At 71.7% G+C, this 13641-nt stretch carries 11 protein-coding genes; 4 read left to right on the forward strand and 7 right to left on the reverse strand.

The features are described 5' to 3' along the window. Position 1: 1 nt before the first annotated feature. The 3 genes from LZ017_RS10460 (at position 2) to LZ017_RS10470 (ending at position 4398) form a co-directional block, all read left to right on the forward strand. Positions 2 to 595, forward strand: a complete 594-nt coding sequence (locus tag LZ017_RS10460) for a response regulator (RefSeq protein ID WP_241396766.1) — start codon at positions 2 to 4, stop codon at positions 593 to 595. Continuing rightward, a complete protein-coding gene (locus LZ017_RS10465) occupies positions 592 to 2736 on the forward strand; it encodes an ATP-binding protein (protein WP_241396767.1) in 2145 nt (714 codons plus the stop codon). Before LZ017_RS10460 ends, LZ017_RS10465 begins: the two co-directional genes overlap by 4 nt. A gap of 111 nt (positions 2737 to 2847) precedes the next feature. Then, positions 2848 to 4398: a methyl-accepting chemotaxis protein gene (locus LZ017_RS10470; RefSeq protein WP_241396768.1), complete on the forward strand. Its 1551-nt coding sequence runs from the start codon at positions 2848 to 2850 to the stop codon at positions 4396 to 4398. Between the two features lie 15 nt (positions 4399 to 4413). Here the strand turns inward: LZ017_RS10470 and LZ017_RS10475 are convergent, their stop codons facing one another. The 6 genes from LZ017_RS10475 to LZ017_RS10500 form a co-directional block, all read right to left on the reverse strand. Next, positions 4414 to 4734, reverse strand: a complete 321-nt coding sequence (locus LZ017_RS10475) for a DUF3325 family protein (RefSeq protein WP_241396769.1) — start codon at positions 4732 to 4734, stop codon at positions 4414 to 4416. Next, on the reverse strand, positions 4727 to 6439 hold the full coding sequence (locus LZ017_RS10480; RefSeq protein ID WP_241396770.1) for a PepSY domain-containing protein: 1713 nt from the start codon (positions 6437 to 6439) through the stop codon (positions 4727 to 4729). Before LZ017_RS10480 ends, LZ017_RS10475 begins: the two co-directional genes overlap by 8 nt. 16 nt (positions 6440 to 6455) lie before the next feature. Beyond that, entirely contained in the window at positions 6456 to 6773 is a 318-nt protein-coding gene (locus LZ017_RS10485) for an iron uptake protein (RefSeq protein WP_241396771.1), read from the reverse strand. Between the two features lie 141 nt (positions 6774 to 6914). Then, positions 6915 to 9368 carry a TonB-dependent receptor gene (locus LZ017_RS10490; protein WP_241396772.1) on the reverse strand — a complete coding sequence of 818 codons (2454 nt, stop codon included), beginning with the start codon at positions 9366 to 9368 and terminating at the stop codon, positions 6915 to 6917. Between the two features lie 80 nt (positions 9369 to 9448). Beyond that, positions 9449 to 10498 (reverse strand): FecR domain-containing protein, encoded by a 1050-nt coding sequence (locus LZ017_RS10495; protein ID WP_241396773.1) that lies wholly within the window; start codon positions 10496 to 10498, stop codon positions 9449 to 9451. Next, entirely contained in the window at positions 10495 to 11016 is a 522-nt protein-coding gene (locus LZ017_RS10500; RefSeq protein ID WP_241396774.1) for a sigma-70 family RNA polymerase sigma factor, read from the reverse strand. Before LZ017_RS10500 ends, LZ017_RS10495 begins: the two co-directional genes overlap by 4 nt. Before the next feature lie 283 nt (positions 11017 to 11299). On the opposite strand from LZ017_RS10500, the gene LZ017_RS10505 reads away from it, so the two are divergent. Then, positions 11300 to 12352, forward strand: coding sequence for a glycosyltransferase family 4 protein (locus tag LZ017_RS10505; protein ID WP_241396775.1), 1053 nt, complete (start codon positions 11300 to 11302; stop codon positions 12350 to 12352). A 24-nt stretch (positions 12353 to 12376) separates the two neighbouring features. Here LZ017_RS10505 and LZ017_RS10510 read toward each other — a convergent pair whose 3' ends face one another. Beyond that, positions 12377 to 13546: a diguanylate cyclase domain-containing protein gene (locus tag LZ017_RS10510; RefSeq protein ID WP_241396776.1), complete on the reverse strand. Its 1170-nt coding sequence runs from the start codon at positions 13544 to 13546 to the stop codon at positions 12377 to 12379. Positions 13547 to 13641: the final 95 nt, after the last annotated feature.

The raw sequence follows: 13641 nt of genomic DNA on the forward strand, positions 1-13641 counted from the left end.
CATGAGCTCTCACGCAGACGGCGGCGGCGCCGGTGCCGAGCGCATCCTGCTGGTCGACGACGACCCCGGCGTGCTGCAGGCCCTGCAGCGCGTGATCCGCCTCGGCCTGCGCGGCGCCGACGGCGGGCGCTGCACGGTGGACGCCTTCGCCAGCGCCGACGCGGCGCTGGCCGTGGCGCAGCGGGTGCCGTATGCGCTGGCGATCTCGGACTACCGCATGCCGGGGCGCGACGGGGTCGAGTTCCTGATGGCGCTGCGCGAGCTGCAGCCCGACTGCGCGCGCATCATCCTGTCGGGTTATTCGGACCTCAACCTGCTGCTCAGCGCGATCAACCGGCTGGAGATCGCGCGCTTCATCTCCAAGCCCTGGACCGACCACGAGCTGCTCGCCGCGCTGGACCATGTGTTGGCGATACGCCGGCTGACGCTGGAGAACCGGCGCCTGGCCGACCAGGTGCGGGTGCGCAGCGGCGAGCTGTCGCCGCAGGAAGCCGAGAGGCGCCGGCTGGAACTGCTGGAGCCGGGCATCACCGAGGTGCAGTGGGGCGAGGATGGGTCCTTCATCCTCGAGGACCCGGGAGAACCGACGCCGTGAGTGCCGACGCTCCCACGCCCCAGGAGGCAGGCCAGGCCGCGCCGCTGGCGCTGTTGTGCCAGGCGCTGGAGGCGGTGACGCTGCCCACGCTGGTCCACCAGGGCGGCCCGGTGCTCTATGCCAACGACGCGATGCGCCGCCTGCTCGGCCGCGACGACGCCGCGCTACAGGCTCTGCCGTTCTACGGCTGGGCCGATGCGGCGCAGCAGGCCCAGGTGCGCGACTACGGGCTGGACGGGCTGCGCCGCGGCGAGGCACTGCCGGCCATCGAGGTGGAGGCCTTGTCCGGCGGCGGCGCGCGCCGGCTGGTGGAACTCAGCGGCCGACCGCTGCGCAGCGCCGAGGGCCTGCTGGGCGTGTTCACGCTGCAGGACCTCAGCGACATCCGCCTGGTGCAGACCAGCCTGCTCAATGCCGGGCGCGTGCTGCATCAGATCATCGAGAACAATCCGGTGGCTTGCTTCGTGATCGACGCCAAGCACCGCGTCACGCACTGGAACGCCGCCTGCGCGCAGCTCACTGGCGTGGAGGCCTCGACGGTGCTGGGCTCGCGCGAGGCCTGGCGCGCCTTCTATGCCGAGGCCCGGCCGCTGCTGGCCGACCTGATCGTCGACGGCCGCGTGGAGGCGGAGCGTGAGCGCCTTTACGGCGACCAGTGCCGGCCGTCCAGCGCGATCGACCAAGCCTTCGAGGTGGAAGGCTTCTTTCCGAACTTCGGCGGCGGCGGCAGCTGGCTGTATTTCACCGCGGCGCCGCTGATGGATGCGCAGGGCGGGGTGATCGGCGCGATCGAGACGCTGCAGGACGTGACCCGGCGCCACGAGGCCGAGGAGCGCATGCGCCAGCACCACACCGCGCTGGAGTCCATGGTGGCGGACCGCACGGCCGAGCTGCTGAGCACCCACCACGAGCTGGAGGCCTTCCTGGAGAACGCGTCGGTGGGCATCATCTCCACCGCGCAGCAGCGCATCGTGCGCGGCAACCGCAAGTTCTGCGAGATGTTTGAGCTGGACGACCGTTCCGCGCACGGCCTGCCCACGCGGGGCTTCTTCCTCAGCGAAGAGGACTATGCCGAGCTGGGCCGCGTCGCCTACCCGGTGCTGTCGCAGGGGCAGTCGCTGTCGCACGAGATGGCGATGAAGACGCTCAGGGGCAACCGCATCTGGGTGCAGCTGATCGCCTACGTGGCCGACCCCGACAACCCGACCGCCAGCACCTGGTGGCTGATCCAGGACCGCACCGAGGTGCGCCGCGTGCAGCACGAGCTGCAGCTCAACTACGAGCGCATCAAGCAGACCAACGCGCGGCTGGAGGAGGCGCAGAACCAGCTGCTGCAGTCCGAGAAGATGGCCTCCATCGGCCAGTTGGCCGCCGGCGTGGCGCATGAGATCAACAACCCCATCGGCTTCGTCGGCTCCAACCTGGGATCGCTGCGCCGCTATCTGGCCCCCATGATGCCGCTGCTGAGCCAGCTCAACCGCTGCGACGCGCAGGCGCTGCCGCCGGCCCTGGGCGAGGCGCTGCAGACGCTGCGCGGCGCGGTGGACCTCGAGTTCATCGAGGAAGACCTGCCGCAGCTGCTGGACGAGAGCGAGGAGGGTCTGGCGCGCGTGAAGAAGATCGTCCAGGACCTGAAGGACTTCTCGCGCGTGGACCATGCCGACTGGCAGGACGCCGACCTCAACAGCGGGCTGGACTCCACGCTCAACGTGGTGATGAACGAGGTCAAGTACAAGGCCGAGGTGGTCAAGCGCTATGGCGAGCTGCCGGCCGTGTATTGCATCGCGGCGCAGCTGAACCAGGTCTTCATGAACCTGATCGTCAATGCCGCGCATGCGATCCAGGGCCGGGGCGTGATCACGCTGAGCACCTGGACCCGGGACGACTGGGTCTGCGTGGAGGTGCGCGACACCGGCTGCGGCATGAGCGAGGAGGTGCGGCGGCGCATCTTCGAACCCTTCTTCACGACCAAGCCGGTGGGACAGGGCACGGGGCTGGGGCTGTCGCTGTCGTTTTCCATCGTGCAGAAGCACGGCGGGCATATCGAGGTGGACTCGGCGCCGGGCGTGGGCACGGCCTTCCGCGTCTGGGTGCCGGTCCGGCGCGCGCAGGCTGAGCCTTCGGCGGCGGCGGATGACTGAAGGGCCGGGAGCGTGCGCTTGTTGACAAAAATGCAATAAGCACTTCTGTCATTTATATCAATTCAAGGCGATGATGCACCCGTGCGGTCGGATGACCGTCGGGAGCGAATCATGAACACCTTTGAATTCCTGCGCCGTCTGCGTGTCAGCACCCGCCTCGGGGTGCTGGCCGCGCTCAGCGTGCTGGCGGTGCTGCTGGCCGCCTCGGTGGGGCTGTGGGCCGCGTCGCGGCTGACCACGCTCAGCGAGAACGTCTTCACGACCAAGGACTTGGTCGCCGATGTGCTGCCGCCCCCTCTGTATCTGATCGAGATGCGCCTGGTGGTGTCGCGCGTGATGGAGAAAACGCTGGCGCCCGAGGAAGGCCGCAAGGCGCTGGAGCGCCTGGGCAAGGAGCACGACGATCGCGTCGCGCACTGGCGCAAAAACCCCGTCACCGGGGTGGACCCGCAGCTGCTGGAGCGCCAGGCCGAGTCCTCGCGCCGCTTCATCGAGGCCGCGACCCATGCGCTCACACAGGCGCAGCAGCAGGGCGTGGAGGCGGCGGCCGGCGAGTTGCCGGCGCTGGACCGCCTCTATCTGGCGCATCGCGGCGAGGTGGACCGCACGGTGGAGGCGGCCAGCCGCGAGGCCGACGATGCCATCGCCCAGTTCGGGGCCGTGATCCGCACCAGCCGCGCGCTGCTGTGGATCACGCTGGCCGCCGCCAGCCTGTGCACCGCGCTGCTGTTCTTCTTCATCGTGCGCTCCATCCTGGTGCCGCTGGGGCAGTCCATCGCCGCGGTGCAGCGCGTCGCCGAGGGCGACCTGAGCCAGGACGTCCAGGTGCAGGGCCGCGACGAGCTGAGCCGGCTGCAGGACGCGCTGCGCGAGATGCAGGGCTCGCTGTCCGGCATCGTGCGCACGGTGCGCGGCAACGCGGAAAGCGTGGCCACCGCCAGCGCGGAGATCGCGCAGGGCAACCTGGACCTGTGCGAACGCACCGAGGCCCAGGCCAGCGCGCTGCAGCAGACCGCCGCCACCATGGACCAGCTGGGCAGCACGGTGCGCAGCAATGCCGACCATGCCCGCGAGGCGAGCGCGCTGGCGCTGGATGCCAGCGGCATCGCCGAGCGCGGCGGCCAGGTGATGGGCGAGATGGTGCAAACCATGGGCGGCATCAGCGAGAGCTCGCGCCGCATCGGCGAGATCATCGGCGTGATCGATGGCATCGCCTTCCAGACCAACATCCTGGCGCTGAACGCCGCGGTGGAGGCCGCGCGTGCCGGCGAGCAGGGGCGCGGCTTTGCCGTGGTCGCCACCGAGGTGCGCCAGCTGGCGCAGCGCAGCGCGCAGGCGGCGCGCGAGATCAAGTCGCTGATCGAGGCCAGCGCCGAACGTGTCAGCGAGGGCAACCGCCTGGTCGGCAGCGCCGGCCAGACCATGAGCCAGACGGTGGAGGCGATCCGCCGCGTGCAGTCGGCGGTGGCGCAGATCAGCTCGGCCAGCGCGGAGCAGAGCCAGGGCGTGGCCCAGGTGGGCGAGGCGGTCAACCAGATGGACGAGAACACCCAGCGCAATGCGGCGCTGGTCGAGCAGAGCGCCGCCGCGGCCGAAAGCCTGCGCCAGCAGTCGCACCAGCTGGTCAGCGCGGTGGCGAGCTTCCGCCTCGACGCCGCCTGATGCGGCGCAACGCCGTCAGCGCCGCGCCGGCCACAGCCAGCGCAGCGCCGCCGGCCGCCAGGCCAGTGTCAGCGCCACGCCCAGCGCGGCGGCGGCCAGCAGCATGACCCAGACCAGCGCCGCCATGCTCGCGTGATCGGCGCGCAGGCACAGCGCCAGCGCGCCCAGCAGGGCCCCCGCGCCCAGCCACCGCAGCCGCGGCGCGCTGCCGGCCGGCGGCCCTTCGCGGCCGTGGACCTGGGCCCAGTGCACCTCCATCGCCAGCGCCAGCCAGCCCATGCCCAGCAGCGCCAGCACCGAGGCCATGGCCAGCGCGATCCCGCCTGTCTCACCCATGGCGGGCTCCTTCGTGGAGGGGCAGCGCCCGCGGCGCGGCCGCGTGGTCCGCGGACGAGGCGGGCACCGCCGCGCGCTCATGGCGCGCCAGCCGGCGCGCCGCCAGCGTCGCCAGCGCGGCGCTGGCCAGCAGACAGAGGTCCAGTCCCGCCACCGGCCAGTACCCGGCCGCCAGCGTGCGGGCCAGGTGGTCGCCGGTGGTGATGGCGTTCAGCGCGACAGCGGCCAGCGCGAGGGCCGCGACCGCCCAGCATTGCTCGCGCCAGGCGGGCGCCAGGCGCGCCTGCGCGGTGGGCGCGCTGCGCCAGGCGGCGTGCAGCGCGGCCAGCAGCCACAGGGCCCAGAAGGAGCGCTGCTCCAGTTCGCCGCGCGGCGGCCAGCCCGCGGGCAGGGTCTCGGGCAGCAGGCGGTTGACCACCAGCAGGCCCAGCGTGGCGACCAGCATGCCGGTCACGGTGCTCACCGCCAGCGCGTCCACGACGCGGGCGCCGGCCGCGCCGCGCCTGGCATGCTGGCGCTTGCGCTTTTCGACGAAGAAGATGAAGCCGGTGGCGATGCAGACGCAGCCCGCCAGCCCGCCCAGCACATAGAGCCAGCGCAGCAGCCAGTGGCGGAAATGCTGCAGGTGCAGCCCGGTGAGGAACTCGTTGACGCGCGCCACGGCGGTGCTGGGCGGGTCCTCGCGCAGCAGCTCGCCGGTGCTGGCCTTGAAGTGCAGGCCCTGGCCGGTCAGCGCGATGCGGTCGGTGCCGGCGCGGTAGATGCTGACATAGCTGTTGGCATCGCCCACATGCTGGATGGACAGAAAGCCCACCTCGCCGGCCATGCCGCGCGCGGCCCAGCGGGCCTGCGCCCGCGCCACCATCGCGTCCACCGAGGCCAGCGGCGCGGCGCGGCCGGCGCGCTCGTGCGGCAGGCCGGTCTCGCCGGCCTCCAGCTTCTCGTGCAGCTCGTGCAGCGGATGCAGCTGGGTGTGCGTGACCGGGAAATAGAGCCCGGCGAAGATGACCAGCCCGGTGAAGGCGAAGAAGAAGTGGAAGGGCAGCGCGACCACGCCGGTCAGGTTGTGCAGGTCCAGCGCGCTGCGCTGGGTGCTCTTGGCGGGGCGGAAGGTGAAGAACTCGCGGAAGAACTTGCGATGCATCACCACGCCGCTGACCAGCGCGACCAGCATGACGAGCGCCGCGAAGCCGACGATCCAGGTGCCCAGGTCCTGCCAGTGCAGGTTGAGGCTGTAGTGCAGCGGGTAGAAGAAGCGGCTGCCGATCTTCAGCCGGTCGTCGGGCAGCGGCCGGCCGTTGCGCGGATCCAGGGTGCGGGTGCCCCAGACCGCTTCGTCCGGGTCGCGCGCGCCGGGTAGCTCAAAGCCGGCGTACAGGCTGAGCACCGGGTCGCGGTGGGTGGTGTAGGCGCTCCAGCTGCGCACGGTGTCGAAGCGTTCGGGCAGCGGGCCGTCGACGCGCGAACGCGCCTGCGCCAGCGCCTCCGGCGCGGGCTGCATGGTCTCGAAGACCGGGCGCAGCAGGCGGTCGAAGGAGGGCATGGGCTGGGGCTCGAAGCGCGTCTGCGGCAGAGCCCAGCGGTCGATCTCGCGGTCGAACACCGACAGCGAGCCGAAGAAGAACGCGACCATCAGCACCAGGCCCAGCACGAGGCCGAACCAGGTGTGCAGCCAGGCCATCGTGAGGCGGACGTTGTGAAACATGGTGTTCTCCCCGGAATCAGACCAGTCGGCTCTGGATCAGCGCGGCCAGGCCGGTCATGAGGGCGCCGCCCGGCAGGAGCAGCAGCCAGACGCGGGCCAGACGGCGCGCGCAGAAGCTCCACAGGAACAGCCCCAGGTAGACCAGCAGGCCCAGCAGGCTGGCCAGGTGTTCGGCGTCATGGAAGGGCATGCCGGCGGCGAACAGCGCCGCGACGCCCAGCGCGATGAAGCCCCAGCAAAAGGCATAGCCGCCCAGCACGGCGGCGGCCATGCGGCCGAGGATCTGGGCGCGTGTGACGCCGGCGACGGCGGAGGGTTCGGTGATGCGGGGCATGGGGCAGTCCTCGGTGCTGCAATGGGCCAGGCCGCGCGGCGCCCCGGCACGGGCGTGGGGCGCGCGAACCGGGGCGCCGCACGGCGTCCTTTCCTGTTTGACGGACGAGGGCGCGGAACTGGAACCGCGCCGCCCTCTTTTTTAGAACAGCGCGCGCAGGCTCAGCCCGAAGGAGCGCGGCGCGCCCCAGGTGTAGTGCAGCGCGCGGAAATCGGTCACGCCGGCGAGATAGCGCTGGTCGAACAGATTGTTGAGCTGGGCGCTGAGGCTCAGGCGGTCGTTGAGCGGGTAGCGTGCCATCAGGTCCACCAGCCAGTAGGCGCGCTGCTCCAGCAGCGCCTTGTCCGAGGCGACCGAGATGGCGCTCTGCCAGCGCGTGGCCGCGCCCAGCGTCAGCCCGCGCAAGCGGCCCTGGGCGATACGGTGGCTGAGGCCCAGCTTGAACTGGTGCTTGGGCGTGTTGCGGGCGCTCTCCAGGTTGCTGCTGTTCATCACATAGCTGCCCTGGGCCTGCCAGCCGCGCGCCAGCTCGCCGGACAGCTCCAGCTCGTAGCCGCGCCGCGTGGCGCCGCTCACCGCGCGGTAGGCGGCGTCGCCGCCGGGTGTCTGGCCGCCGGTTTCCTCGGCGGTGTTGTCGGTCTTCATCCAGAAATGGCTCAGCGCCAGGTGCAGACGGCCGTCCAGCAGCTCGGCCTTGGCGCCCAGCTCGTAGGTGCGGCCGTCCTCGGGCGGCAGCGTGCGGCCCTGCTCGTCCTGCGCGCTCTGCGCCTGGAAGATGCTGGCATAGCTGGCGTACAGCGACAGCTGGCGGTTCAGGTCCCAGACCAGGCCGGCATAGGGCGTGGTCACGCCGTTCTCGACCAGGTGGTAGTTCCACCAGGAGGCGGTGGTGTCGTGCTGGCGGTAGTCGGTGCTGCGCAGGCCGGCGATGAGCTTGAGCGAGTCGCTCAGGCTGAAGCGGCCGGCCGCGTAGAGCGAACGCTGGCGCTGGACCCAGCTTTCGGCGTTGTAGGCCCAGGCCTGGTCGTCGGGGCGGGGCAGCTCGGCGCCGCCTTGCGCGTAGTCCAGACCCAGGTCCGCCAGCGTCGCGCGCGAGCCGTCGCCGCGTAGCGCACCGGCGCGGAAGCGGGTGACCTCCAGCCCGGCGAGCAGCTCGTGCTGGCGGCCGAACAGCGCCAGCGGCCCGGACAGCGCCAGGCTGAGGTTCTGGTTGCGGCTGTGGATGTCGGTCCAGCGGTTGAAGGCGGCCTGGTCGTGGCCGAGCAGATAGCCCACGCGCATCTCCGGGCTCTCCATCGTCTCGTGCCCCAGCTGCAGCCGGGCCAGCCAGCCGCGGCCCAGCTGCTGTTCCAGCCGCACGAACAGATTGATCGAGCGCTGCTCGTAGCCGGCCCAGCGCGCGCCGACGTTGAAGCCGCGTGGCGTCCAGCCGAGGACCTCGCCGCGCTCGGTATAGGCCTGGATGGGCTGGGTGCTGCCCATGCCCTGCAGTTCGCGCCGGCGCAGGCTCAGGCCCACGCTGAGCAGGGTGTCGCTGCCCAGGTCGGCTTCCATGGTGCCGTAGAGCAGCTGGCTGTTGCGGCGTTCATGGTCGCGGAAGCTCTCGCCCTCGGCCGCCGCGGCGACGACGCGGCCGCGCAGGCGGCGGTCCTCGCTCAGCGGGCCGCTGAGGTCGGCGTCGACGCGCAGGTTGTTCCAGCTGGAGACCCCGGCGCTGACGCTGGCCTGGAACTCACGCGTGGGCCTCTTGCGGATCCGGTTGACGGTGCCGCCGGGGTAGCCCGCGCCATTGACCAGGCCGGAGGAGCCCTTGAGTACCTCGACGCGGTCGATCTCGGCCATGTCGTCCAGCGAGTACTGGGTGCTGGTGAGGTAGTACCAGCCCGAGGAGATCTGGCGCACGCCGTCGGTCTGCAGGTTCAACGGGTTGCCGCGGGCGCGGAAGTCGATCGCGTTGCCCTGGCGCGTGACACTGAGACCGGGTGTCTGCTCCAGCACCTCGGCCAGGGTCTCCAGCCGGAAATCGTCCATGCGCTCGCGCGTGATCACGCTCAGCGACTGCGGCGTCTCGCGCAGACTCAGGCTCAGCCCCGTGGCGCTGCTGCTGGGGCCGGTGGCGCCATAGCGGCCCGTGCCTTCGGTGACGGCGCCGGCTTCGGAGCGCGCCTTGGCGCGCACGGTGGGCAACAGCGTGGGGGTGTCGGCCTCAGAGGCCGGTGCGGGAATGGGTTCCAGCACATAGCCGGCCTCGGTGCGGCGCGCCTGCAGGCCGCTGCCCTGCAGCAGGCGCGCGAAGCCCTGCTCCGCGCTGACCGGCCCGGACAGCCCGGCGCTGTGCAGGCCCTGCAGCTGGCGCGCGTCCATCACCAGCGCCACGCCGGCCTGCAGCGCGAAGCGGCTCAGCGCGTCGGCCAGCGGGCCCGCGGGCACGCGGGCCGGGATGCTGGCCGCAGCCTGGGCCTGCACGACGGCGCCACCGCCCGCCAGGCCCAGGGCCAGCGCGCACAACAGGGGCAGGGCGCGCCGCGCGGGCGGGCGCAGCGGGACGGTCCGGGCCGCGTGGCGGCCAGAGGAGGAGAGGGGGCGATGAGGCATGGAGAAAGTCCTTGTGGAGCTACGGCTTCTCTCCATTGACGGGCGAGGCGGCCCGACTGGAACCCGCGCGCGGGCCTTGCTCAGTGCCGGGTGTCGACGCTGAGAATCCAGGGCGTCAGCGCGCGCACGCGCAGTTGCGGAAAGCGGGCCGCCAGCAGCTGCAGCGCGCGCTCGGGCTCGTCCAGCGGCAGCACCGCGGTGACGCGCATTGGCTGCAGGGCCTCGCGCTCGTAGCGCAGCAGGCCGCGATGCTGGCGCGCCAGCTCGTCCAGCACCTCGGGCAGCGGACGGTCGTGCACCACCAGCCGGCGCTGGGTGAAGGCTTCCTCGACCAGCGCCGGGTCGACGGGCGAGGGCAGCAGCCGGGCGCCCTGATCGCTCAGCCGTGCCTGCTGGCCCGCCTGGACGGTGAGCCCGCCCGTGCCCGCCTGGCCCGCGGGCAGGACCTGGGTGCGCGACTCGATCATGGTCAGCAGCGTGGCGTCGGCCTCGCGGCGCACCAGGAAGCGCGTGCCCAGCGCGCGGATGCGGCCCTGCGGCGTGCTGACTTCGAAGGGACGCCGGGCATCGGGCGCCACTTCGACCAGCAGCTCGCCGCGCAGCAACTCCAGCTCGCGCCGATGCGCGTCCATGCGCACATTGACCGCGCTGGCGCCGCCCAGCAGCAGGCGCGAGCCGTCGTCCAGCGTCTGCTGTCGCGACGCGCCGGGCGCGGTGCTCAGGTCGGCCAGCCAGCGGGACTGGGCTTCCGGCTGGAACGCCAGCGCGCCGGCCAGCCCCAGTGTCAGCGCGAGCGCCAGCAGCGGGCCGCGGCCACGGCCACGGCTTGGGGTCTTGCCGGACGGTTTGGCGGGGTCGGCCTGCAGTAGCGCATCCAGCGTCGCGCGCGCCGCGCTGGGGCCGCCGCGCGCCGAGGCCTCGGCCAGCCCGCGGGCACGCGCGACGAAGCGTTCCATGTCGGCCGCCATCGCGGCGTGGCGCGGGTCGGCGCGCTTCCAGGCCTCGTAGTCGCGGCGCGCGGCGGCGCGCTGCTGCGGGTCGTCGTCGTCCAGCTGCACGATCCAGGCCGCGGCGGCCTCGGCCAGGGTTTGTTCGTCGTCGGCCGATAGCGGGGGCGAGGGCGGCGTCATGGCTGCAGGTCCAGCGCCCGTGCGCGCAGCAGCACCTGCGCGAGGTACTTCTGCACCATCTTGGTCGACACCGCCAGCTCGCCGGCCACGACGGCATGGGTCTCGCCGTCCAGGTAGTGGCGCACGAAGGCGTGGCGGGCCTTGTCCGACACGGCCTGCAGCACGGCGCTGAGCTGCATCAGCGCCTGCACCGCGGCCAGCGTCTGCTCCGGCGACGGGAAGCCCTCCTGGTCGGCAAACGACAGCTGCAAGGCGGCCAGATAGGCCTGCTCGACCTGCTGGCGCCGGGCCTCGTCGATCAGCAGGCGCTTGGCCGTGGTGGTCAGCCAGGCGCGCGGCTGGGCCACCTCGTTCAGCGCGTCGCGCGCGGCCAGCACGCGCAAAAAGGTGTTCTGCGCTACATCGGCCGCATGGTGCGGGCAGCCCAGCTTGCGCCGCAGCCAGGCGAGCAGCCAGCCATGGTGGTCGCAGTACAGCGCATGAAACTGATGGTGCAGCACGAATTCGGCGGTGGACACAGGCACTCCCGGTGCAACGGCGGGGCCGGCACGCTTTAAATGCAATTGCGAATAGTTCGCATTATATGATTTTGAAACGCCGCCGCGACAAGCGCCGACGATCAGGCGTTCGGGCGGTCCGCTGCCGCGGCGCGGGAGCAGGCCAGGAATCCTTCAGCGGACCTTCATGCTGGATTCAGGCCGGCCTGACCCACTGCGGCCTCGCGCGGACGTGTCGCAGACCCAGGGCCAGACCCCGGTTGCGGGGCGACGGGCGCACTGCTTCACTCTTCTGGCTCACAACGTGCAAGGCAATCGATCCGCTAGGCTTCACATCGTTCACGTCGTCTTCTCGCCGCACATCGCGGGCGGGGAGCAGCATTGCCTGGACCTCGCCGCGGCGCAGGCGGAGGCTGGGCATCAGGTCCACATCGTCGGCTCGGCCCGGTCGGCGATGCGCGAGGCGGCGGCTTCCTCGATTCAGTACCACCCGCTCAGCCTGCCGCTGCTGCGCGGGCAGCGTCTGCGCTCGCTGATGGGGCGGCTGGGCGCGCAGGTCTGCCATGCCCATCTGGGCGCCGCCTGCCGGGCGCTGGCGCCGTGCCGGGATCTGCCGCGCGTCGCGACGCTGCACGCCGGCTACAAGCCCCAGATCCACGGCCGGCTGGACGGCCTGATCTGCGTGAACCGCGACCAATGGGAGTCGCTGGGAACATTCGGCGGGGTCAGCCGCGTGATCCACAACTGGGCGCCGCAGCGCCCGGTGCGGCTGCCCAACCACGACTTGCGCCAGGAGCTGGGCCTGGCGCCCGGACAAGTGCTGGTCGGCGCGGTGGGCCAACTGCATCCGCGCAAGGGCCTGGACGTGCTGGTGGAGGCCTTCACCCGCTACGCGCCGCGCAACGGCGTGCTGGCGCTGCTGGGCGACGGGCCGCAGCTGCCCGAACTCAAGCGCCTGGCGGGCAGCGACGAGCGCATCCGCTTCCTCGGCTTCCGCCACGATGTCGACGCGGCGCTGCAGTCGCTGGACCTGTTCGTCTCGCCCTCTCGCGAGGCGGCCTGCCCCTTGTCCGTGCTGGAGGCCATGCGTGCTGAGCTGCCCATCATCTGCACCGCGACCTCGGGGCTGAAGGAGATGCTGGTGGGCGAGGCCGCCGCCATCGTGCCGGTGGGCAATCCCATGGCGCTGGGGGTGGCGATCCGCAACCACATCTGCCATCTGGGCGAGCGCCGCCAGGTGCTGCGCCAGCGCGTGCGCTACGACCTGAGCCGCTATTCGCGCGCCGGCTCGGTGGCGCGCGTGGAAGTGCTGTACCGGGAGCTGATCGCCCGCCATGCGCAGCTGCGGCGCGCCTGAGCCGGCCTGCCGGCGGCGCCGCACCTACGCGGTGCGCCGACCCTCGTGGCCAGACGTGCGCCGCTTCTTTTCCTGGTAAGACATCTCGTCGGCCGCGGCCACCAGTTCCTCGAAGCTCTTCTCGCCGCGCGACACGGCATAGCCGATGGACGCGCCGATGGCGATCCGCATGCCGTCGATCTCCACCGGCTCGCCCAGGGCCAGATTCAGCCGCGCCTGGATATGGCCGGCGCGCAGCACCTCGTCCAGGCCGGGCAGCACGGCGATGAATTCGTCGCCGCCGACGCGGGCGAGGATGTCGGCCTCCCGGCACTGCTCGCGCAGCCGCAGGCCGACGGTGCGCAGCACCTCGTCGCCGGCGCCATGGCCATAGCGGTCGTTGACCTGCTTGAAGCCGTCCAGATCGAACACCATCACGGCCATGGCCCGCCCCTGCAGTTCACGGGTCTTGCGTTCCAGCGCGCGGCGGTTGAACAGACCGGTCAGCGGATCGGTGTCGGCGCTGACCTCCAGCTTGCTCATGTCCTGGTCGCTCAGGCGAACCAGCCGCGACGAATAGGCGATGGTTCCCAGCATGAAGGCCGTGAACAGCCCGCCCAGCCCGATGGCCCAGCGCTTGAGGGCGGCGAGTTCGCGGTTCTGCGCGTCCTGCCGGGCCGTCAGCAACAAGCGCTCGGCGTGCTCCATGTCGTCCAGCAGCACCCTCAGCCGGCGCGTGCCGTCGCTGCTGATGCGCTCGTCCAGCAAGCGGCGCAGCGCGCCCGGCCCGTCGCGCTCGGCGATGACGGCCGAGGACAGCAGCCAGCCGGCGATCTCCATGACTTCGGCGCGCAGCTCGGTGGCCCGCGCCGACTGCGCCTCGTTGTCGTCCACCAGGGCCTCCAGCGCGAGCGCGGCCTTGCGCGCCTCGACGCTGGCGCTGCGCAGGGTTTCCAGCGAGGCCGCCTGCGGCACCAGCGCGTGGTTGCGCAACGCGATGCCACCGCGCAGGGCTGCCGTGCGCACGCGCTGCAGCTGGTCCAGCACCTCATGGGTGTGCACGACCCAGTCGTTCGCCTCGCCATAGCCCCGCGCGCTGAACACCAGCGCCGACGCCGTGCCCAGCACCAGCACGAGGACCAGGGTCTGGGTCAGCTGCAGGACGCGCGCGATCCGCCGCAGCGCGGGGTTGGTGAGCGTGGAGAGTGTCGCCAAAGGACTGGGGGGTGGTCAGTTCGACCGAATCCTAGCCGCATGGACCGCGCGGTGGTGCGACCGTTGCACGCTGGACGGCCGGTGCGGCGGCGCGC

The sequence above is a fragment of the Pelomonas sp. CA6 genome (assembly GCF_022549225.1).
In the GTDB taxonomy this organism is placed as follows: domain Bacteria; phylum Pseudomonadota; class Gammaproteobacteria; order Burkholderiales; family Burkholderiaceae_C; genus Roseateles.

Excerpts from the sequence above, each read along its gene's own strand:
- LZ017_RS10470 (WP_241396768.1), top strand. The coding sequence starts at position 2,848 with ATGAACACCTTTGAATTCCTGCGCCGTCTGCGTGTCAGCACCCGCCTC.
- LZ017_RS10485 (WP_241396771.1), bottom strand. The coding sequence starts at position 6,773 with ATGCCCCGCATCACCGAACCCTCCGCCGTCGCCGGCGTCACACGCGCC.
- LZ017_RS10475 (WP_241396769.1), bottom strand. The coding sequence starts at position 4,734 with ATGGGTGAGACAGGCGGGATCGCGCTGGCCATGGCCTCGGTGCTGGCG.
- LZ017_RS10495 (WP_241396773.1), bottom strand. The coding sequence starts at position 10,498 with ATGACGCCGCCCTCGCCCCCGCTATCGGCCGACGACGAACAAACCCTG.
- LZ017_RS10460 (WP_241396766.1), top strand. The coding sequence starts at position 2 with ATGAGCTCTCACGCAGACGGCGGCGGCGCCGGTGCCGAGCGCATCCTG.
- LZ017_RS10480 (WP_241396770.1), bottom strand. The coding sequence starts at position 6,439 with ATGTTTCACAACGTCCGCCTCACGATGGCCTGGCTGCACACCTGGTTC.
- LZ017_RS10490 (WP_241396772.1), bottom strand. The coding sequence starts at position 9,368 with ATGCCTCATCGCCCCCTCTCCTCCTCTGGCCGCCACGCGGCCCGGACC.